The following is a 20,537-nucleotide window of genomic DNA, read 5'->3' on the forward strand; positions in this document are numbered from 1 at the left end:
CCTCGGCTCGTCCCGCCAGCCTACGGGCGCGGTGTGCACCGACCACCCCGCTCCGCACCGCTAGCATCGCCTGACGACACCGAGGAGGACGAGCGATGCGCGTCATCATGATGGGCCCGCCCGGCGTGGGCAAGGGCACCCAGGCGGCTGTGCTGTCGCGCGAGCTGGGGGTGCCGGCGATCTCCACCGGCGATCTGTTCCGCGCGCACGTCGCCGACGGCACCGACCTCGGACGGCGTCTGCGGGCGCTCGTGGAGGCCGGCGAGTACGTGCCGGACGAGCTGACGAACGCCCTGGTCGCCGAGCGCATCGCCGAGGAGGACGCCCGGGACGGGTTCATCCTCGACGGCTACCCGCGCACGCTCGCTCAGGTGGACGCGCTGGCGGAGCTCCTCGAGGAGCGGGGCACGCCGCTCTCGTGCGTCGTGCTGCTGACGGCCGACGCGGACGTGGTCCTCGAACGGCTGCACGTGCGGGCGCAGGAGCAGGACCGCGCCGACGACGACCCCGAGGTGGTGCGGAACCGGATCGAGGTCTACGAGCGCGAGACGGCTCCTCTGGCGGAGGTCTACGACGAGCGCGAGCTCCTGGTGCGGATCGACGGCTCCGCCTCGCAGGACGAGGTCGCCGCGAGGATCATCGCGGCGTGCCGGCCCGAGTGAGCCGACCCGCCGCGACGCGGGGTCAGATCGCCGAGGCGAGGACCTCGTCGAGCTTGGCCGAGGCCTCCTCGTCGGTGCCCTTCAGGGCGAGCGAGAGCTCCGACACGAGGATCTGACGCGCCTTGAGGAGCATCCGCTTCTCGCCGGCCGAGACGCCGCCCGCCTGCTCGCGGCGCCACAGGTCGCGGACGACCTCGCTGACGCGGTACACGCTGCCGCTGGCCATCTTCTCCTGGTTGGCCTTGAAGCGGCGGGACCAGTTGCTGGCCTCCTCCGCGACGTCGCTGCGCAGGACGTCGTAGACCGCCTGGACTCCGGCGTCGTCGATGATCTCGCGGACGCCGACGAGCTCGGCGTTCTCGACGGGGAGGGTGATGGTGAGCTCGCTGGTGTGCACGTTCATCGTCATGAACGTCTTCTCGACGCCCTTGACCGAGCGCTTCTCGAGCCCGGTGATCGTCACCGCTCCGTGGTGCGGGTAGACCAGGGTCTCGCCGACCTCGAATGTCATCATGTCGTGCCTTTCGTCGTGGGGCGTGGTGGGAGTGAGGAGTCCAGTGGGCGCAGCTGCGCTGCGGCGAGCCAGGCCGGGAGCAGCGCGACGAGGTGCTCGACCAGCTCCTCGTCGGTGCCGTCGAGGGAGCCGGCGAGCCAGGCGCCGACCACGGAGAGGACGCCGCCGGCCGCGAAGACCGCGGTGAGCTCGGGGTCGACCGCTGCGGGGACGTCGACCCGGGCGAGCACCTCGCGGTGCAGGGCGAGCGCCGTGTCGAGCACGGCGTCGTCGGAGGCGACCCGGGCGGAGGCCCGCGCGCGGAGCCGGGCATGGAAGGCGTGGCGGTCGACCAGCCGCTCGACGAGCCGCGAGTAGCCGCGCTGCAGGGCGTCGGCTCCGGAGCGGTCGGCGGGATCGCCCTCGGCGACCTCGGCGACCACGAGGTCCTGGCGGAGCAGCGCGGAGGCGACTCCCGCCGCGTCGTCGAAGTGGGCGTAGAACGAGCTGCGGCTGATCCCGGCCTCGCGCACGATGTCGCTCACCGCGATGCCCTCGGCCCTCTCGCCGTCGCTCTGCATGACGAGCCGCTCGACCGCGTCGAACACGCGGCGGCGGGTGCGCCGGGCTCGCGGATCGGCGGAGCCGAGCGCCGAGGGGGACTCCGCCGCGGGCACGGAGGCGAGGCGGGCGGGAGTCATCGACGTCAGTCTACCACTTCCCGGACAGGTGTACGGGAAGAGCGTCAGGCGCCGGTGCGAACCTGGTCGAGGCCGGCGATGCGGTCGATCGCGGCCTGCTCGCTCGGCGAGACCCGACCGAGATACCGGCCCAGGAACACGAACAGCAGGCGATTCGCCGTGATCGCGGGCCACCACGGGCGCCGGAGGCCCAGGAGCCTCCGCACCTCGGGGCTGAGCGAGGCGACCGCGCCGGCGAACAGCAGCGGGTAGACCACGCCCGCCTCGCCCGGCAGCCGGATGTCGCGGAGAAAGCCGACCGCCTCGTGCACGCGTGAGTCGGGCTTGAGCTCGCCCGCGAATCCGGCGAGCTGCGCGCGGAGCTCCGCGACGCTCTCGGGCGGACCCTGCACTCCGAGGAGCCGGCCGGAGGCGGCCCACTCGCGCACGTAGGCGTCGGGGCCGCCGGGGATCCGTCCGCCCCAGATCTCGTGGGCGCCGAGGAACGCGTCGGTGAAGGCGTCGTGCACCCAGAGCAGCAGGCGGGGGTCCTGCGCCGAGTAGGAGCGCTCGCGCCCGCCGGCGTCCTCGTAGGAGCCGACGATCCGCTCGTGCACGCCGGTCACCCAGCGCGCCGCTCCGCTCGCCGCGGCGGTGTCGCCGAAGCTGGTGGTCAGGACCCAGCGGACCGTGTTGTCGAGGCGGCCCATCGGGTCCTCGCGGTAGCGGGAGTGGTCGTGCACACCGGCCATCGCTCCGGCGTGGAGGGTCTGCATGAGCAGAGCCCGCACTCCGGCGATCATCGTGGGCAGGCCGCCGTTGACGGCCCAGACCGCGCTGCCCGGTCCGAAGAGCCCGGCGTCGTCGCCCTTCTCGAGGGCCACGATCCAGTCGGCGCGGGGGCGGGGGCGGCGGCGTCTCATCCGCTCAGTGTGCGCTCGGATCCTGGGCCGCGGCTGGCCGTTCTGTCACCCTTCGTGGGGCCGTCGTCACTCGGCCAGCAGTTCGCGGACGTCGTCGGCCGACAGCGCCCGGGCGAAGAGCTCGCCCTCGTCGAGCACCGCCGTGCTGAGGCGGCCCTTGCGCTCCTGGAGGCGCACGATCTTCTCCTCGATCGTGTCCGTCGCCACCAGCCGGTACACGTTCACCCGCCGCTCCTGGCCGATGCGGTGCGCGCGGTCGACGGCCTGCGCCTCGGCCGCCGGGTTCCACCACGGGTCGAGGATGAAGACGTGGTCGGCCTCGGTGAGGGTGAGCCCGGTGCCGCCCGCCTTCAGGCTGATCAGGAAGACGGGCGCGGCTCCGGAGCGGAACTCCTCGATCACTCCCGCGCGGTCCCGCGTGGAGCCGTCGAGCTGCACGAACGGGATGCCGCGCCGGCGCAGCCGCTCCCCCGCCCGCTCCAGGTACGAGGTGAAGGTGCTGAAGACGAGGGCCCGACGGCCTTCCGCGATCACGTCGTCGAGCTGCTCGACGAGCACGTCGAGCTTCGCGGACGGGACGTGCCGGTAGGCCGGGTCGACCAGGGACGCGTCGAGCGCGAGCAGGCGCAGGAGGGTGAGCGATCGGAACACCGTGAAGCGCTGCCGGTCGAGGTCGTCGACCAGACCCAGGAGCTTCCGCCGCTCGCGCTGGAGGTAGCCGTCGTAGAGCACCCGGTGGGCGGGGGTCAGCGCGACCTCGATCGTCTGCTCCTGCTTCTCGGGGAGCTCCGGCGCCACCGCCTCCTTGGTGCGGCGGAGCAGGAACGGACGCAGTCGCCGGCGCAGTCTCTCGAGGCGGCGGCGCGCGCCCTCGGTGTGGCTGACGGTCCGTCCCTCGGACAGATCGGGCGAGGCGATGCCGACGGGCGCCTCCGCGTGCAGGATCGGCCGGGTGTACTCCTCGCGGAAGCGGCGCAGCGGCGGCAGGAGCCCGGGCGCCACCAGGGCGAGGACCGCCCAGAGCTCGTCGAGCGAGTTCTCCAGCGGTGTCCCGGTGAGCGCGAGCGTGACGGGCGCGCCGACCCCGCGGGCGGCCCGGTGCGTCTGCGAGGCGGGGTTCTTGACGAACTGGGCCTCGTCGAGGATCAGCGCCGACCACGTCCTCGACGCCCAGCGCTCGCCGCCGAGGCGCAGGACCGCGTAGCTGGTGAGGACCACGTCCGCGTCGGCCGGGATCGCGTCGAGCGCGCCCTCCCGCGAGCTCGCGACGACGTGGACGCGCAGGGCGGGCGCGAAGCGCTCGGCCTCCGAGCGCCAGCCCGGCACGACCGAGGTGGGGGCGACCACGAGGAACGGCGCGCGGCGGATCCCGGCGCGGCCCGCCTCCTCGACCGCGTCGAGCATCATGGCCAGCGCCTGCAGGGTCTTGCCGAGGCCCATGTCGTCGGCCAGGATCCCGCCGAGCCCGTGACGGAGGCGGTGCACGAGCCAGGCGTAGCCCGCCCGCTGGTACGGACGCAGCCGGGCGGTCAGGCCCTCCGGCGGCTCCACGTCCTCCGGCGACCCGGCGGCCAGCGCGGAGTCGAGCACGGCGCGCCACGCGTCGGAGGGGACGCTCTCGTCGGCGAGCTCCTCCAGCTCGTTCCACAGCCCGGCCTGGTGCCGGCCGAGCCGCGGTCCCGTCTCCCACTCCTCGAGCTCGTCCGCCCGGGTCAGCAGCTCCCGGAGCCGGTCGAGGCCGGGGTGCGCGAGCGAGAGGTAGGAGTGGTCGACCAGGCGGATGCGGTCGCCGCCCGCGGCCAGAGCGCGGAAGAGGGGCAGGAACGGCACGGTCGCGTCGCCGATGGTCACGACGACGCCGAGGTCGAACCAGTCGGCGCTCTCGGTGTCGACCGCGGTGATGGTGAGCGTGAGCGGTCCGGTCAGCAGGCGGTAGTCCGGGGCCGCGCCGTCGCGCTCGATCCGGACCCCGCCGATCCCCTCCAGCTGCGGGAGCTGCTCCACCACGAACACCGCCGCCTCGGCCCCGCGCAGGACCGCGCTCGTCCCCGGCTCCGGCACGAGAGCGGACCCGACCTCGCCGAGCACCGAGCGCACCCGGCGGAGCACCGCGCGCTCGAGAGCCGCGTCGGCCGTGCCGTCGAGCTCGCCCGCGCGATCGGGCGAGCGGCGCCAGTGCCAGCCCACCCTGACGGCGCGCCGCGGCTCGAACGAGACCGTGCAGACCAGGCGCGGGGGCTCCGGATCGTCCAGGAGGAGGTCGACGCCCTCCTCGCGGACCGCGACGCGGCTGCGGAGGGCGGGGAGGTGCTCGCCGACGAACTCGGGCACGTCCTCCGCCGGGACCTCCGTCTCCTCGGGGTGGTCGAGGAGCCGCAGCTCCTCGTCGTCGAAGGGCAGGGACGCGGGCGCGAGCAGGAGCGAGGACGGATCGCCGCCCTCGACCGCGTAGACGCCGTGCCGGGCGACCGGACGCGCCGACTCGGGCGCGTGCTCCGCGCCGTCGATCCGCAGGACGGGCCGCAGCCGGAGCGCTCCCTCCTCCGCCGAGACCGTCACCGCCACATGCGCGGGACCGGCGAGACGGACCGCGCCCTTCTCCGGGGCGAGCAGCGGGATCCCGGCGGCCTGCGCCTGCTCGAGCAGCCGCCAGAGCAGCGGGCTCTCGTAGTCGTCGAGGTGGATCCAGTCGGGGTCCTGCCCCAGGTGGACGGTGCGCGTGGCGCGGTGCAGGGCCGCGAACTCGGCGAACCAGCGCTGGTGAGCGGGGTCGAGCGAGAGCCGGTGGGTCTGGAAGTTCAGCGACTTCCACGTCAGGGTGGTGCGGTTCCAGGCGCCCCCGCGCCCGCGGACGACGGGGCGGGTGGCCAGACGGTGGTCGCGGCGCTCGTCGGGGTCGTAGGTCTTCGCCGTGACGCGCTCGCTCGCCGGCGCCCGCCACGGATCGTCGGCCCGGCGCACCAGCCGGCGCAGCTCGAACTGCAGCCCGATCGGAGTGAGGACGGTCGGCGACTCGGTCTCGGCGGATCCGCTGAGCTCGCCGACGCGGGCGCGCCAGGAGGAGGGGGTCGACTCGGGAGGCACCGCCCCATGCTGCCACGCGCCGCCGACACCCCCGCCCGCACCGCGTGAAGGGCAGAATCGGATGATGACCAGCAGCGACTCCCCCGCGCCCACCGTCCTCACCCTCGGCAGCGAGAGCCTGCGCCTCGCCCTGACGACCGCCGGGGCCGAGATGACCTCCCTCCGCGACGACGAGGGCCGCGAGTACCTGTGGCAGGCCGGCCCGGAGTGGCGCCGGCACGCTCCCGTCCTGTTCCCGATCATCGGGCGCCTCCCCGGCGACACGCTGCACCACGACGGCGCGGACCACCGGATGGGGCAGCACGGCTTCGCGCGGGACCGGGTCTTCGAGCTCGCGGGCGTCTCGGCGGACGAGGCGGTGTTCCGGCTCCGGAGCGACGACGCCACGCGCGCGGTGTTCCCCTTCGACTGGACGCTCCTCATCGCCTACGCCGTGACCGGCGCCTCGCTCCGGATCACCCAGACCGTCGAGAACAGGGGTCCCTCTCCGCTGGGCTTCTCGCTCGGCAACCACCCGGCCTTCGCGCTGCCGCTGCCCGAGGGCCGCGGCGAGCACCGCATCCGCTTCGCGCAGCCCGAGCCGGAGGGGTACCGCCGCGCTCCGGAGAACCTGCTGCTCGAGGCGCGCCACCCGGCGCCGCTCGAGGACGGGGTCCTGACAGTGGACGACGCGCACTTCGAGGAGGGCGTGATGATTTTCGACGAGCCGGGCCGGCGGACCCTCCGGCTCGAGGCCGACGGCGCCGCCCGCGCGATCGTCGTCGACACCGGGGACTTCGACGTGGTCGGCGTGTGGAAGCCCGTCGGGGCCCCGTTCGTCTGCCTCGAGCCCTGGCGGAGCGTCCCGACCCCCGAGGGCTGGGACGGCGACATCGTCGACAAGCCGCGCCAGATCGTCCTCGAGCCGGGCGGCCGGCGGTCGCTGTCCTACAGCATCGCGCTGAGCTGAACGTCCTCGCGCTGGATCTGCGCGTCGAGCAGCTCGAAGCGGCGGATGATCAGCCCCTCGCGGGTGGCCCAGGGGCAGATCACCAGCGTCTCGATGCCGAGGGCGTCCATGGCCGCCTCCGCGACGAGAGCGCCCGCGAGTAGCTGCGGAGCCCGCAGAGCGGAGACGCCGGGCAGCGCTGAGCGGTCGGCCGCGCTGATCGCGGCGAGGCGGGCGGACCACAGCCGGAGATCGACCAGGTGCAGCTCGCGGCGCACCAGCGGACCGGCGGCGCTCGGAGCGGCGCCGGTGATCCGCGCCAGAGACCGGAAGGTCTTCGACGTGCCTGCGACCAGGTCGGGGCGCCCCAGGGCGAGGAAGCCGCGGACGGGCTCCGCGAGCACCTCGCGGGCGTGACGCCGGGCGGCCTTCACGCTCGTGGCCGAGGCGGGATCGCCGACCAGCAGGTCCCGCGTCACCCGCCCCGCTCCGAGCGGGACCGACACGGCGAGCTCGGGCACCTCGTCCACGCCCATCGAGAGCTCGAACGAGCCGCCGCCGATGTCGAGGTCCAGGATCGAGCCCGCGCCCCAGCCGAACCAGCGGCGCACGGCGAGGAAGGTGGCCGACGCCTCCGCCTCGCCGCCGAGCTCCTGGAGGTGCACGCCCGTCTCGGCGCGGACGCGGTCGAGGACCGCCGCGCCGTTGCCGGCCTCGCGGATCGCCGAGGTCGCGAACGCCAGCAGGTCCTCCGCGCGGTGCTCGCGGGCGACCTCCGCGGCCTCGGTCACGAACGCGATCAGCTCGCGCTGGCCCCGCTCGGTGATCTCCCCCGCCTCGTCGAGGTGCGCCACGAGAGCGAGGCTCCGCTTGTGCGAGCGGTAGGGCACCGGGCGGGCGCCGGGGTGCGCGTCGACGAGGAGCAGGTGGACCGTGTTGGAGCCGATGTCGAGCACGCCGAGTCGCATGGGTCCACGGTATCCGCCCGCGGAGGCGCGTCCCGCCACGCGGACCGCCGGGGAACGCCGGAGGGCCCGGCCGCTCGCGCGACCGGGCCCTCCGGGGGTGCTGGACTCAGTGGTCCCAGTTCTCGGCCCTGTCGGCCGAGCTGGACGAGCCGACGATGTGCACCCGCATGTCGTTCGTCGTGCCGGCGCGCCCGGGGGGCGATCCGGAGACGACGACCACGGTCTCGCCCGCCTGGGCGAGGCCCTCGCGGAGCAGCACCGCGTCCACCTGCGCGAACATCGCGTCGGTGTGGTTGACGCGCGGCGTGACGAAGGACTGGACGCCCCAGTTCAGCGCCATGCGGCGGCGGACGGCCGGCTCGGGGGTGAAGCCGATGATCGGGATGCCGTGGCGCAGGCGCGTCATGCGGCGGACCGAGTCGCCCGACTCCGTGAACACGCAGAGGAACTTCGCCTCGACGAACTCCGCGACCTCGGCGGCGGCCAGCGTGACGGATCCGCCCTGGGTGCGGGGCTTGCTGCCCAGCGGGGGGATGCGCTCCAGGCCGTGCTCCTCGGTGGACTCGACGATGCGGGCCATGGTCTGCACGGTGACGACGGGCCAGGCTCCGACGCTGGTCTCGCCCGAGAGCATGACCGCGTCCGCGCCGTCGAGGATGGCGTTCGCGACGTCCGAGGCCTCGGCCCGCGTGGGGCGGGGGCTCTCGATCATCGACTCGAGCATCTGGGTCGCGACGATGACCGGCTTCGCCCAGCGGCGGGCGAGCTCGACGGCGTGCTTCTGCACGATCGGCACCGCCTCGAGGGGCAGCTCGACGCCGAGGTCGCCGCGGGCGACCATGATGCCGTCGAAGACGTCGATGATCTCCTGCAGGTTGTCGACCGCCTGCGGCTTCTCGATCTTGGCGATGACGGGAGCCTTGCGGCCCTCCTCCGCCATGATCTCGTGCACGCGCTCGATGTCGCTGGCGTTGCGCACGAAGGAGAGGGCGATGATGTCGGCGCCGAGGCGGATCGCCCAGCGGAGGTCGTCCTCGTCCTTCTGGGAGAGGGCGGGGACGTTGACCGCGACACCGGGCAGGTTGATGCCCTTGTTGTTCGAGACGTTGCCGGGGACGACGACCTCGGTGACGACCCGGGGGCCCTCGACGGCGGTGACGCGGACAGCGACCTTGCCGTCGTCGATGAGGAGCATGTCGCCCGGGTTCACGTCGTCCGGGAGGCCCTTGAACGTGGTGCCCGAGAGCTCACGCGTGCCGAGGACGTCCTCGGTGGTGATGGTGAAGACGTCGCCCTCGGCGAGGGCGTACGGGCCGCCCTCGAACTTGCCGAGGCGGATCTTCGGACCCTGCAGGTCGACGAGGATCGCGACCGCGCGCCCGGCGTCGTCCGCGGCCTTCCGCACGATGCGGTAGATGCCTTCGTGGACGTCGTAGCTTCCGTGACTGAGGTTCATGCGGGCCACGTCCACGCCGGCGTCGATGATCGCACGAATGGTCTCGTACGACGACGTTGCCGGGCCGAGGGTGGCGACGATTTTCGCTCGTCTCATTGAGGGGGTGCTCCGTTGTTCTGCGCCCGGAGGCGCGTCGTTAGCGGGGAGGGTGAGCTGATTGCTGGCGGGCCGAGACTATCGCGTCCCGGGGACTAGAGCGTGAAGCCCCGGTCGTCGGGGCCGACCGGCGCCGGCAGCTGGGTCGTGCCCTCGAGGTAGCGGTCGACCTCGGCCGCGACGGAGCGGCCCTCGGCGATCGCCCAGACGATCAGGGACTGGCCGCGCCCGGCGTCGCCGGCCACGAAGACGCCGGGGACGGTGGTCTCGAAGGCGTCGCCGCGCGCGACGTTGCCGCGCTCGGTGAAGGGGACGTCGAGCTGGCGGCCGAGGTGGTCCGCCTCCGGGCCGGTGAAGCCGAGGGCGAGCAGGACCAGGTCGGCCGGGATCTCGCGCTCGGTGCCCGCCTTGGGCACGCGGCGTCCGTCGAGGTACTCGGTCTCGGCCACGCGCACCGCGCGGACCTCGCCGCCCTCGTTCGCGAGGAACTCCACGGTCGACGCGAGGAACATCCGCTCCCCGCCCTCCTCGTGGGCGCTCGAGACCTCGAACACGGTCGGGTCCATCGGCCAGGGCTGGCTGTCCGGGCGCTGCGACGGCGGCTGCTGCCCGATCGCCAGGTTCGTGACCGACGCGGCCTTCTGGCGGTGGGCGGTGCCGATGCAGTCCGCTCCGGTGTCTCCTCCGCCCAGGACGACGACGTGCTTGCCCTCGGCCGAGATCTGCTCGAAGACGCGGTCGCCCGCGATCGCGCGGTTCGACTGCACGAGGTACTCCATGGCGAAGTGCACGCCGTCGAGGTCGCGACCCGGGATCGGCAGGTCGCGCGGTACGAGAGCACCGGTGGCGACCACGACCGCGTCGTAGCGCGCCCGCAGGTCGTCCCAGGTGATGTCGGAGCCGATGTCGACGCCCGCGCGGAACCGGGTGCCCTCGGCCTTCATCTGGTTCAGGCGCAGCTCGAGGTGCTTCTTCTCCATCTTGAAGTCCGGGATCCCGTAGCGCAGGAGGCCGCCGATGCGGTCGTCGCGCTCGTAGACCGCGACGGTGTGCCCGGCGCGGGTGAGCTGCTGAGCGGCGGCGAGCCCCGCCGGGCCGGATCCGACGACCGCGACGGTCTTGCCGGTCAGGCGCTCCGGCGGGTGCGGCTGCACCCAGTCGTTGCCGAAGGCCTGATCGATGATCGAGACCTCGATCTGCTTGATCGTGACGGCGGGCTGATTGATGCCGAGCACGCAGGACGACTCGCACGGCGCCGGGCAGAGCCGGCCCGTGAACTCCGGGAAGTTGTTCGTCGCGTGCAGGCGCTCGATCGCCTGGCGGCCCTCGCCGCGCCACATCAGGTCGTTCCACTCGGGGATCAGGTTCCCCAGCGGGCAGCCCTTGTGGCAGAACGGGATGCCGCAGTCCATGCAGCGGCCCGCCTGCCGGCGCAGCACGGCGGAGTCGCCCTGCTCGTAGACCTCTTTCCAGTCCATCAGGCGGACGGACACGGGACGCCGCTTGGGCAGCTCCCGGTCCTGCACCTTCAGGAACCCCTTGGGATCAGCCACCGGTCACCTCCAGAATCCGTCCCCAGACGACGTCGCCGTCGGGGTCGAGCCCCTCCTCCACAGCGGATGCGCGCGTCGCGAGCACCGCGGCGAAGTCGCGGGGCAGTACCTTGACGAAACGCGAGACCGTTCCGTCGAAATCGTCGAGCATCCCCTGGGCCAGGGTCGACTCGGTCTCCGCGACGTGCCGCTCGAGCAGGTCGCGCAGGATCTCCACGTCGGCGCTGCCGAGCTCGGAGAGGGTCAGCTCGCCGGAGGCGATCGCGTCGCGGTTCACGAGCTCGCGGCGCAGGCCGTGGATGTAGGCCGTGCCGCCCGACATGCCGGCGCCGAGGTTCCGCCCGGTCTCGCCGAGGATCACCGCCAGGCCGCCGGTCATGTACTCGAGCGCGTGGTCGCCCACTCCCTCGACCACCGCGGTGGCGCCGGAGTTGCGGACCAGGAAGCGCTCGCCGACCATCCCGCGGATGAACATCGTGCCCTGGGTCGCCCCGTAGCCGATCACATTGCCCGCGATCACGTTCGTCGAGGCGTCGAAGGTGCTGCGGCGGTCCGGCCGCACCACGATCTGGCCGCCCGAGAGGCCCTTGCCGACGTAGTCGTTGGAGTCGCCCTCGAGCCGCAGCGTGATGCCGGCGGGGAGGAACGCTCCGAGCGACTGCCCGGCCGAGCCGCGGAGCGACACGACGATGGAGTCGGCCGGCAGGCCGTTCTCGCCGAATCGGACGGTGACCTCGTGGCCCAGCATGGTGCCGACGGCGCGCTCGGTGTTCTTGATCTCGCGCTCGATCCGCACGGTGCCGCGGTGGTCGAGCACGTTCGCCGCGAGGCGGATCAGCTCGTTGTCGAAGTGGTGCTCGAGCTCGTGCTCCTGCGCGCGGCCGTGGCGGCGAGGCTCCTCCGCCGTGAAGACCGGTCCGACGAGGATCGGCGTCAGGTCGAGCCCGCTCGCCTTCCAGTGCTCGATCGCCTGGTCGACGTCGAGCAGCTCGCGGTGTCCGACGATCTCGTCGACGCTCCGGAAGCCGAGCTGCGCGAGGTACTCGCGCACCTCCTGGGCGATGAACTCGAAGAAGTTGACGACGAACTCGGGCTTGCCGGAGAACCGCTGGCGCAGCTCCGGGTTCTGCGTCGCGACGCCCACCGGGCAGGTGTCGAGGTGGCAGACGCGCATCATGATGCAGCCCTCGACGATCAGCGGAGCCGTCGCGAAGCCGAACTCCTCGGCTCCGAGCAGCGCGCCGATGACGACGTCGCGACCGGTCTTCATCTGGCCGTCGACCTGCACGACCACGCGGTCGCGCATGCCGTTGAGCATCAGCGTCTGCTGGGTCTCGGCCAGGCCGAGCTCCCAGGGCGTGCCCGCGTGCTTGAGCGAGTTCACCGGGCTCGCGCCGGTGCCGCCGTCGTGACCCGAGACGAGGATCACGTCGGCGAGGGCCTTCGCGGTGCCGGCGGCGACCGCTCCGATGCCCGACTGGCTGACCAGCTTCGCGTGGATGCGCGCCGACGGGTTCGCCCGCTTGAGGTCGAAGATCAGCTGCTTCAGGTCCTCGATCGAGTAGATGTCGTGGTGCGGCGGCGGCGAGATCAGGCCGACGCCGGCGGTCGCGTGCCGGGTGCGCGCGATCCACGGGTACACCTTCGTCGGCGGCAGCTGACCGCCCTCGCCGGGCTTGGCGCCCTGGGCGAGCTTGATCTGGATGTCGTCGGCGTGGGTGAGGTACATGCTCGTGACGCCGAAGCGGCCCGAGGCGACCTGCTTGATCGCGGAGCGGCGCTCCGGGTCGAGCAGCCGCTCGGTGTCCTCGCCGCCCTCGCCCGTGTTCGACTTGGCGCCGAGGCGGTTCATCGCGATGGCGAGCGTCTCGTGCGCCTCCGGCGAGATGGAGCCGTAGCTCATCGCGCCCGTCGAGAAGCGCTTCACGATCGCCTCGACCGGCTCGACCTCGTCGATCGGGATCGGCGTGCGCCCCGCGGTGTCGAGCTTGAACATGCCGCGGAGGGTCATCAGCGAGCTCGCCTGGTCGTCGACCATCTTCGTGTACTCGCGGAAGACGTCGTAGCGGCGGTTGCGCGTCGAGTGCTGCAGGCGGAACACCGTGTCCGGGTTGAACAGGTGCGGGGCGCCGTCGCGGCGCCACTGGTACTCGCCGCCGACCGCCAGGCGCTCATGCGCGACGATCGCGCCGTCCTCGGGATAGGCGGCGCGGTGACGCGCGGCGTTCTCCTCGGCGACGACGTCGATGCCGATACCGCCGAGCTTCGAGACGGTGCCGGTGAAGTACTGGTCGACGAACGCCTGGCTGAGGCCGACGGCCTCGAAGGTCTGCGCCCCGGCGTAGCTCGACACGGTGGAGATGCCCATCTTGGACATGATCTTCAGCACGCCCTTGCCGAGCGCCTTGATCACGTTCTTCACGGCCTTCTCCGGCGAGACGTCCGACAGCATGCCGCTGCGGACGAGGTCCTCGCAGGTCTCCATCGCCAGGTACGGGTTGACCGCGGAGGCGCCGTAGCCGATGAGCGTCGCCACGTGGTGCACCTCGCGGACGTCGCCCGCCTCGACCACGAGCCCCACTCGCATCCGGTTCTCGGTGCGGATGAGGTGGTGGTGCACGGCGGCGAGCATCAGCAGCGAGGGGATCGGCGCGAGGTCCTTGGTGGAGTCGCGGTCCGAGAGCACCAGGAACTGCGCTCCCGCGGCGATGGCCTCGTCGGCCTCGTCGCACATCTCGTCGATGCGGTCCTGCATCGCGCGGGGTCCCGCGTCGACGCGGTACAGGCCGCGGATCGTCGTGGTGATGTGGCTCAGCGGGCGCGGCGCGATGTGCTGGATCTTCGCGAGCTCGTCGTTGTCGATGACCGGGAAGTCGAGGACGACCTGGCGCGCGTGCTCGGCACCGGCGGTCAGCAGGTTGCGCTCGGGGCCGAGGCCCAGGCGGAGCGAGGTCACGACCTCCTCGCGGATCGAGTCCAGCGGCGGGTTCGTCACCTGCGCGAAGGCCTGCGTGAAGTAGTCGAAGAGCAGGCGGGGGCGCTTGGACAGGACGGCCACGGGGGTGTCCGAGCCCATCGCTCCGAGCGGCTCCGCACCGGCGCGCGCCATCGGCAGCAGGAGGAGGCGGACCTCCTCCTCGGTGTAGCCGAAGGTGCGCTGGCGGCGGTTGACCGAGGCGGGCGTGTGCACGATGTGCTCGCGCTCGGGGAGGTCCTTGAGGTTGATGCGGCCCTTCTCGAGCCACTCCTCGAACGGACCGGAGGCGGCGAGCTGCCCCTTGATCTCCTCGTCCTCGACGATGCGGCCCTGCTCGGTGTCGACCAGGAACATGCGGCCGGGCTGCAGGCGTCCCTTGCGGACCACCTTCGCGGGGTCGATGTCGAGCACGCCGATCTCGCTGGCGAGCACCACGAGCCCGTCGTCGGTCACGACGTAGCGGCCGGGGCGGAGCCCGTTGCGGTCGAGAGTGGCGCCGACGAGCTCGCCGTCGGTGAAGACGATCGCGGCCGGGCCGTCCCACGGCTCCATGAGCATCGAGTGGTACTCGTAGAACGCGCGGCGCTTCGGGTCGAGCGCGCCGTCCTGGTTCTCCCAGGCCTCCGGCACCATCATCATGACCGCGTGCGGGAGCGACCGGCCGGCCAGGTTGAGCAGCTCGACGGTCTCGTCGAACGAGGCGGAGTCGCTGCGGCCGGGCGAGACGATCGGGAACAGCGGGGCCAGGTCGCCCAGCTCGCGGCTCTTCAGCTGCGACTGGCGCGCGCGCATCCAGTTGCGGTTGCCCTGCACCGTGTTGATCTCGCCGTTGTGCGCGATCATCCGGAACGGCTGAGCGAGCGGCCACGACGGGAAGGTGTTGGTGGAGTACCGGGAGTGCACCAGCGCGAGCTTCGACGCGAAGCGCTCGTCGGACAGGTCCGGGTAGAACGGCTCCAGCTGGAGCGTCGTCACCATGCCCTTGTAGACGAGCGTCCGGCTCGACAGGGACATGAAGTAGACCTCGAGCTCGCGCTCGACGCGCTTGCGCAGGCGGAAGGTCAGACGGTCGAGGCGCACGGAGGAGAGGGGCGTGCCGCTCTCGTCGGTCAGCTCGCTCCGGATGAACAGCTGCTCGATCGCCGGCATGGCGGCCCGGGCGAGCGTGCCGATCTCGTCGGGCTGCACGGGCACGGAGCGCCAGCCGACCACGGCGAGGTTCTCCTCGCGGGCGATGTCGGCGATCGTCGACTTGACACGCTCGCGCTCGAACACGTCCACCGGGAGGAAGGCGTTGCCCACCGCGTACTGGCCCAGCGGCGGGAGCTCGAAGGGAGCGACCGCGCGGAGGAACTCGTCCGGGATCTGCGTGATGATCCCCGCGCCGTCGCCCGTTCCCGCGTCGGAGCCGACGGCGCCGCGGTGCTCGAGGTTGCGCAGCGCGTTCAGCGCGGCGTCGATGATGTCGTGGCCGGCGGTGCCGCGCATGGTGGCGACCATCGCGAGACCGCACGCGTCCTTCTCGGCGGCCGGGTCGTACATCCCCTGTGCCGGCGGCATGCCCAGGAAGGGCACGGCGCGGGCCGGGGTCGAGGGCTGGGCGGAGGCCATGGGAACCGTCCTCACGGGGGTGATGGCTGATCGGGACGTCGCTGGCCCGCGGTGGTGGAGGAGGAGCGGCTCCCCGATCGGGAGGGCCGTAGGGTTCTGCCGTGGCGCGAGCGTCGCGCGCCGCCGGCGGTGCCTGCACGACGACCCGCCCGCGGCAGCGCTCGTGGCTGCGCCGCGATGGGGCGGTCGTGGAGGTGTCGGGCACCCGGGAGGCGGTCGCGGAGGCTCCGCGACCTCCGTCAGGTGCGGGAGACCGTCGGCTTCTCGGCGTCGGTGCCGGAAGCAGGGGTGGTTGTGTCGTCGGAGTCGGACTCGACGTCCTCGAATTCTACCGCAGCCGGGGCGGGCGTCCACTCGCGACCCGGCCGGTAGGCCGAGGGCTCGGCGCCCGGGTGCTCGCGCTTCTGGATCACCACGAGGACCAGGCCGATGACCACGGCGATGAGCGCGGCCCAGACGTTGGTGCGGATGCCCCAGAAGAACTCGCTCGGGTCGATCCGGATGGACTCGAACCAGACGCGGCCGATCCCGTACCAGATCAGGTAGGCGGCGAAGACGGTGCCCCACTGCAGCTTGAGACGGCGCTCGAGCAGGAGGATGACCGCGATGCCGACGACGTTCCAGAGGATCTCGTAGAGGAAGGTCGGGTGGAAGAGCGTGCCCGCCGGGAGGCCGACGGGGAAGGCCGGGTTGGTGGTCTCGATCTCGAGGCCCCAGGGCAGGGTCGTGGGCAGGCCGAAGAGCTCGTGGTTGAACCAGTTGCCCAGGCGCCCGAGCGCCTGAGCGGCGAGCATGCCGGGGGCGAGGGCGTCGGCGAAGGTCCAGAAGCGCACTCCTGTCCAGCGGCAGCCGATGAACGCGCCGACCGCGCCTCCGATGAGCCCGCCGAAGATGGCGTTGCCGCCGTTCCAGATGCGGACGACCTCCCACGGGTCGGCGCCGTCGTAGAAGTAGTCGCCGGGGTGGGTGAGCACGTGGTAGGCGCGGGCGCCGACGATGCCGAGCGGCACCGCCCAGATGATGATGTCGAGCACGACCCACGGCTCCGCGCCGCGGCGCTTGAGGCGCTGGTTCGTCATGATCGTCGCCACGATGATCCCCGCGAGGATGCAGAGCGCGTAGGTGTGGATCGCGAGCGTGAAGGTGCCGATCGTGAGGTCGTACTGACTCCACGCGTCGGGGGGGCTCGGAATGCTCAGCGGTACGGACACCGGTACTCGACCTTTCGAAGGAGGGGGTCCCCCGGGCGCGGCTCGGCCGCGCCCCGGTGGGCATCCCGATTGTAGCGGGAGGGTGTCAGCGCGCGGAGCGCAGGCGGGTGCCCTCGGCGAGGCCGCGGGAGGTCTCGGCGACCGCGTCGACCCCGCCGGACGCCAGCGCCCGCACCAGGGCGGATCCGACGATGGCGCCGTCCGCGTAGGCGAGGATCTCGGCGACCTGCTCGCCGGTCGAGATGCCCAGGCCGACGCACGCGCTCTCGGAGCCGGCGGCGCGGAGGCGGTCGACCAGGGTGCGGGCCGCGGAGTCGACATCGGTGCGCGCGCCGGTGATGCCCATCGTCGAGACCGCGTAGACGAATCCACGGCTCGAGTCGACGGCCTGGCGCAGGCGCGTGTCCGTCGAGGACGGTGCCGCGAGAAACACGCGGTCGAGTCCGAGCCGCTCGGAGACGGCGAGCCACTCGGCGCCCTCGTCCGGGATCAGGTCGGGCGTGATGAGGCCGGACCCGCCGGCCTCGGCCAGATCGGTGGCGAAGCGCTCGACCCCGTACTGCAGGACGGGGTTGTAGTAGGTCATCACCAGGACCGGCACGTCGACGCGCGCCCGGATCTCGCGGACGGCCTCGAAGCCGTGGCGGAGGCGGAAGCCGCCCGCGATGGCGGCCTGGGTCGCCTCCTGGATGACGGGTCCGTCCATCACCGGATCGGAGTAGGGCAGACCGAGCTCGATCGCGTCGACGCCGTTCTCGGCCATGGCCACGGCGGCGTCGATGCTGGTCGGCAGGTCGGGGAAGCCGACGGGGAGGTAGCCGATCAGGGCGCCCGCCGCCTCCTCGTTCCGGCGCCGGACGGTCTCGGCGACGCTCGGTCCGCGGCCGCTCACGACTGCACCGCGCCCTCGTCCATGAGGCCGAAGTAGTGCGCAGCGGTCGTCATGTCCTTGTCGCCGCGGCCCGAGAGGTTGACCAGGATGGTGGCCTCGGGGCCGAGCTCGCGCCCGAGCTCCAGCGTGCCGGCCAGCGCGTGCGCGGACTCGATCGCCGGGATGATCCCCTCGGTGCGGCTGAGCAGCATGAGCGCGTCCATCGCGGCCGAGTCGGTGACCGCGCGGTAGTCGGCGCGGCCGATGCTCGAGAGCCACGCGTGCTCCGGGCCGATGCCCGGGTAGTCGAGGCCGGCCGAGATCGAGTGCGACTCGACGGTCTGGCCGTCCTCGTCCTGGAGGAGGAAGCTGCGGGCGCCGTGAAGGACGCCGGGGCGACCCTTGCTGATGGTCGCCGCGTGGCGGGGGGTCTCGATCCCGTCACCGCCGGCCTCGAAGCCGACGAGGCGGACCTCGGGGTCGTCGAGGAAGGCGTGGAAGATCCCCATCGCGTTGGAGCCGCCGCCGACGCAGGCGGTGACCGCGGTGGGCAGCGAGCCGGTGAGCTCGAGGACCTGCTCGCGCGCCTCCTCGCCGATGATCTTCTGGAAGTCCCGGACGAGGGCCGGGAACGGGTGCGGGCCCGCGACGGTGCCGAAGATGTAGTTCGTGGTGCCCACGTTCGTCACCCAGTCGCGCATCGCGTCGTTGATCGCGTCCTTGAGGGTGCGCGAGCCGGTCGTCACGGGGATCACCTCGGCGCCGAGCAGGCGCATGCGGGCGACGTTGAGGGCCTGGCGCTCGGTGTCGACCTCGCCCATGTAGACCACGCAGTCGAGGCCGAACAGGGCGGCGGCCGTGGCGGTCGCGACGCCGTGCTGGCCCGCTCCCGTCTCGGCGATGACGCGGGTCTTGCCGATCCGCTTGGTGAGCAGCGCCTGGCCCAGCACGTTGTTGATCTTGTGCGAGCCGGTGTGGTTGAGGTCCTCCCGCTTGAGGATGATCCGCGCACCGCCGGCGTGCTCGGCGAACCGCGGCACCTCGGTGATGATCGACGGACGACCGGTGTAGCTGCGGTGCAGCTCCATCAGTTCTGCCGCGAACGCGGGGTCGACCTTCGTGCGCTCGTATTCGGCGCTCAGCTCGTCGAGGGCCTCGACGAGGGACTCGGGGACGTAGCGTCCGCCGAACTCGCCGAAGTAGGGGCCGAGTTCATCCCGGAGTGCCATGGGGGTACCGCCTATCGGTGTGGTCAGTGCGCCAGGAAGCCGGCGAGGGTGGAGACGGGGTCGCCGCCGGTGACGAGAGCCTCGCCCACGAGGACGACGTCGGCTCCGGAGCCGCGGTAGTGCGCGACGTCGTCGGCGGTGAGGACGGCCGACTCGGCCACCTTCACCGCGTCGTCGGGGAAGCGCTCGGAGAGGCGGCCGAAGAGGTCGCGGTCGAGCTGGAAGGTGGAGAGGTCGCGGGCGTTCACGCCGATGAGCCGCGCGCCGAGGTCGGCGGCCCGCTCGAGCTCGTCGGCCGAGTGCGTCTCGACGAGCGGGGTCATCCCCAGCTCGAGCACGAGGGCGTGCAGCTCGGCGAGCAGGGGCTGCTCGAGCGCGGCGACGATGAGGAGGACCAGGTCGGCTCCGGCCGCGCGGGCCTCGAGGACCTGGTACGGCTCGGCGACGAAGTCCTTGCGCAGGACGGGGATCGACACGCGCTCGCGGACCGCCTCGAGGTCCGCGAGGGACCCCTTGAAGCGGCGCTCCTCGGTGAGGACGCTGATCGCGCTCGCTCCCCCGAGCTCGTACTGTCCGGCCAGCTCGGCGGGTACGGGGATGTCGGCGAGGGCGCCGCGCGACGGGCTGGCGCGCTTCACCTCGGCGATGATCCTTACGCGCTCGGCGGGGGCCAGAGCGGCCAGGGCGTCGAGGGCGGGCGCCTGGGCGAGCGCGCGGCGCTCGACGGCTTCGAGCGGGGCGCTCTCTCGGCGCCGGGCCGCGTCGGCCAGGGCGCCGGCGGTGAGGTCGGCGAGCACCTAGGCGCGCGCCTTCGGGTTCGCCTTCGCGCCGTTGACGCCGTAGCCCGCCTTGGCCATGCCCATGCCCACGAGCAGACCCACCACGACCAGGCCGGCCGAGAGCCAGACCACCAGGGGCACGTCGAACCAGAACGCGATCGTGCCGATCGTGAATCCGACCAGCATGATGACGACGGCCGTCCACGCTGCGGGCGAGTGGCCGTGGTTGTCGTCGTCGTGCTCGGTGCTCATGGGTCTCCTCCTGGGGGTGCATCGGGACCAGACCAGTCTAGCGTGAGGCGCCTGAGCGCCCGGCCCGGACTCGCCTGCGCAGCCCCCTGCAGGAGGCGGGGATGCCGGACCGCCGGACACGTCCCCGGCCGGTATCAGCGGCCCGAGGTGGGGTCGTCGCCGCGCGAGAGCTCGTCCCACGAGACGACCGGGTCGATGTCGCCGTCGTCCGTCTGCACGGTCGACGCGCCGTGGCCGTAGCCGTCGGCGGGCTCGAAGCGGGAGGCGCGCTTCCGTGCCGCTCCCGGCCAGCGGCGCGAGGTCGCGAGGACGCCGATCCCGAGCAGCGCCGTGAGCGCGCCGCAGACCAGGGCGACGACGGGCCAGGCCGTCGCGGAGGACGAGGCCACGAGGGCCGCGACGGACTGCTCCCCCGCGATGGCGGTCGCCTCCGTGACCAGCGAGGCGCCGGCGCGCACGGGGTCGCCCAGTGCTGTCGCGGCCGCGAGCACCACCGAGGCACCGAGGACGGCCTGGAGCAGACCGAGCACGATCCGGAACACGGGGCCGGCGATGGCGAGGGCCGCGGCGAGGGCGAGGCCCGCGAGCGCCAGGGCGGAGAGCGCGGGCGCGGCGACGGTCCCGGCCACGTCGATCCGCTGGCCCTCCCCCTCGATCGCGGCCAGGGTCAGCGTGGACCAGGTCTGAGTGGAGGAGGTCAGCTCGAGCGCGGCGAGCAGCACGACCCCGAGGATCGCCGTGTACTTCAGCCGCCGTCCGCTCAT

General features: G+C 72.7%; 16 protein-coding genes. 2 read left to right on the forward strand and 14 right to left on the reverse strand.

The features are described from left to right. The first annotated feature begins 95 nt into the window (after positions 1-95). On the forward strand, positions 96-662 hold the full coding sequence (locus tag C5C55_RS01490; protein ID WP_104221879.1) for an adenylate kinase: 567 nt from the start codon (positions 96-98) through the stop codon (positions 660-662). A gap of 22 nt (positions 663-684) precedes the next feature. On the opposite strand, the gene C5C55_RS01495 is transcribed toward C5C55_RS01490, so the two are convergent. The 4 genes from C5C55_RS01495 to C5C55_RS01510 all read right to left on the reverse strand — a co-directional run bounded on the left by C5C55_RS01495 (position 685) and on the right by C5C55_RS01510 (position 5,842). Beyond that, positions 685-1,173 carry a CarD family transcriptional regulator gene (locus C5C55_RS01495; RefSeq protein WP_068257183.1) on the reverse strand — a complete coding sequence of 163 codons (489 nt, stop codon included), beginning with the start codon at positions 1,171-1,173 and terminating at the stop codon, positions 685-687. Next, a complete protein-coding gene (locus C5C55_RS01500) occupies positions 1,173-1,856 on the reverse strand; it encodes a TetR/AcrR family transcriptional regulator (RefSeq protein ID WP_104232650.1) in 684 nt (227 codons plus the stop codon). Before C5C55_RS01500 ends, C5C55_RS01495 begins: the two co-directional genes overlap by 1 nt. Positions 1,857-1,900: 44 nt before the next feature. After that, positions 1,901-2,758, reverse strand: coding sequence for an oxygenase MpaB family protein (locus tag C5C55_RS01505; RefSeq protein WP_104232651.1), 858 nt, complete (start codon positions 2,756-2,758; stop codon positions 1,901-1,903). Between the two features lie 66 nt (positions 2,759-2,824). Continuing rightward, entirely contained in the window at positions 2,825-5,842 is a 3,018-nt protein-coding gene (locus tag C5C55_RS01510; protein WP_104232652.1) for a DEAD/DEAH box helicase, read from the reverse strand. Between the two features lie 64 nt (positions 5,843-5,906). On the opposite strand from C5C55_RS01510, the gene C5C55_RS01515 reads away from it, so the two are divergent. Continuing rightward, positions 5,907-6,791, forward strand: coding sequence for an aldose 1-epimerase family protein (locus C5C55_RS01515; protein WP_181067720.1), 885 nt, complete (start codon positions 5,907-5,909; stop codon positions 6,789-6,791). Here C5C55_RS01515 and C5C55_RS01520 read toward each other — a convergent pair. The 10 genes from C5C55_RS01520 to C5C55_RS01565 form a co-directional block, all read right to left on the reverse strand. Next, positions 6,770-7,738: an exopolyphosphatase gene (locus C5C55_RS01520; protein ID WP_104232654.1), complete on the reverse strand. Its 969-nt coding sequence runs from the start codon at positions 7,736-7,738 to the stop codon at positions 6,770-6,772. The two genes, C5C55_RS01515 and C5C55_RS01520, sit on opposite strands and share 22 nt — an antisense overlap. 106 nt (positions 7,739-7,844) lie before the next feature. Further along, a complete protein-coding gene (pyk, locus tag C5C55_RS01525; protein WP_104221869.1) occupies positions 7,845-9,290 on the reverse strand; it encodes a pyruvate kinase in 1,446 nt (481 codons plus the stop codon). A 95-nt stretch (positions 9,291-9,385) separates the two neighbouring features. Continuing rightward, a complete protein-coding gene (locus C5C55_RS01530; RefSeq protein WP_104232655.1) occupies positions 9,386-10,843 on the reverse strand; it encodes a glutamate synthase subunit beta in 1,458 nt (485 codons plus the stop codon). Next, a complete protein-coding gene (gene gltB, locus C5C55_RS01535) occupies positions 10,836-15,431 on the reverse strand; it encodes a glutamate synthase large subunit (protein ID WP_104232656.1) in 4,596 nt (1,531 codons plus the stop codon). Before gltB ends, C5C55_RS01530 begins: the two co-directional genes overlap by 8 nt. A gap of 239 nt (positions 15,432-15,670) precedes the next feature. Then, on the reverse strand, positions 15,671-16,642 hold the full coding sequence (gene lgt, locus C5C55_RS01540; protein ID WP_258059820.1) for a prolipoprotein diacylglyceryl transferase: 972 nt from the start codon (positions 16,640-16,642) through the stop codon (positions 15,671-15,673). Between the two features lie 85 nt (positions 16,643-16,727). Next, positions 16,728-17,534, reverse strand: coding sequence for a tryptophan synthase subunit alpha (gene trpA / locus C5C55_RS01545; protein ID WP_104232657.1), 807 nt, complete (start codon positions 17,532-17,534; stop codon positions 16,728-16,730). Then, positions 17,531-18,742 carry a tryptophan synthase subunit beta gene (trpB, locus tag C5C55_RS01550; RefSeq protein ID WP_104232658.1) on the reverse strand — a complete coding sequence of 404 codons (1,212 nt, stop codon included), beginning with the start codon at positions 18,740-18,742 and terminating at the stop codon, positions 17,531-17,533. The genes trpA and trpB overlap by 4 nt, the downstream gene beginning before the upstream one ends. A gap of 23 nt (positions 18,743-18,765) precedes the next feature. Continuing rightward, positions 18,766-19,539, reverse strand: a complete 774-nt coding sequence (gene trpC / locus C5C55_RS01555) for an indole-3-glycerol phosphate synthase TrpC (RefSeq protein WP_104221862.1) — start codon at positions 19,537-19,539, stop codon at positions 18,766-18,768. Continuing rightward, entirely contained in the window at positions 19,540-19,773 is a 234-nt protein-coding gene (locus C5C55_RS01560) for a DUF6704 family protein (protein ID WP_104221860.1), read from the reverse strand. A 134-nt stretch (positions 19,774-19,907) separates the two neighbouring features. After that, positions 19,908-20,537, reverse strand: coding sequence for a Trp biosynthesis-associated membrane protein (locus C5C55_RS01565; RefSeq protein ID WP_104232659.1), 630 nt, complete (start codon positions 20,535-20,537; stop codon positions 19,908-19,910).

The sequence above is a fragment of the Rathayibacter sp. AY1C2 genome (genome assembly GCF_002931195.1).
Lineage (GTDB): Bacteria > Actinomycetota > Actinomycetes > Actinomycetales > Microbacteriaceae > Rathayibacter.

Excerpts from the sequence above, each read along its gene's own strand:
- C5C55_RS01520 (WP_104232654.1), bottom strand. The coding sequence starts at position 7,738 with ATGCGACTCGGCGTGCTCGACATCGGCTCCAACACGGTCCACCTGCTC.
- C5C55_RS01565 (WP_104232659.1), bottom strand. The coding sequence starts at position 20,537 with ATGAGCGGACGGCGGCTGAAGTACACGGCGATCCTCGGGGTCGTGCTG.
- C5C55_RS01490 (WP_104221879.1), top strand. The coding sequence starts at position 96 with ATGCGCGTCATCATGATGGGCCCGCCCGGCGTGGGCAAGGGCACCCAG.
- gltB (WP_104232656.1), bottom strand. The coding sequence starts at position 15,431 with ATGGCCTCCGCCCAGCCCTCGACCCCGGCCCGCGCCGTGCCCTTCCTG.
- C5C55_RS01505 (WP_104232651.1), bottom strand. The coding sequence starts at position 2,758 with ATGAGACGCCGCCGCCCCCGCCCCCGCGCCGACTGGATCGTGGCCCTC.
- C5C55_RS01495 (WP_068257183.1), bottom strand. The coding sequence starts at position 1,173 with ATGACATTCGAGGTCGGCGAGACCCTGGTCTACCCGCACCACGGAGCG.
- C5C55_RS01560 (WP_104221860.1), bottom strand. The coding sequence starts at position 19,773 with ATGAGCACCGAGCACGACGACGACAACCACGGCCACTCGCCCGCAGCG.
- C5C55_RS01515 (WP_181067720.1), top strand. The coding sequence starts at position 5,907 with ATGACCAGCAGCGACTCCCCCGCGCCCACCGTCCTCACCCTCGGCAGC.
- C5C55_RS01500 (WP_104232650.1), bottom strand. The coding sequence starts at position 1,856 with ATGACTCCCGCCCGCCTCGCCTCCGTGCCCGCGGCGGAGTCCCCCTCG.
- pyk (WP_104221869.1), bottom strand. The coding sequence starts at position 9,290 with ATGAGACGAGCGAAAATCGTCGCCACCCTCGGCCCGGCAACGTCGTCG.
- trpB (WP_104232658.1), bottom strand. The coding sequence starts at position 18,742 with ATGGCACTCCGGGATGAACTCGGCCCCTACTTCGGCGAGTTCGGCGGA.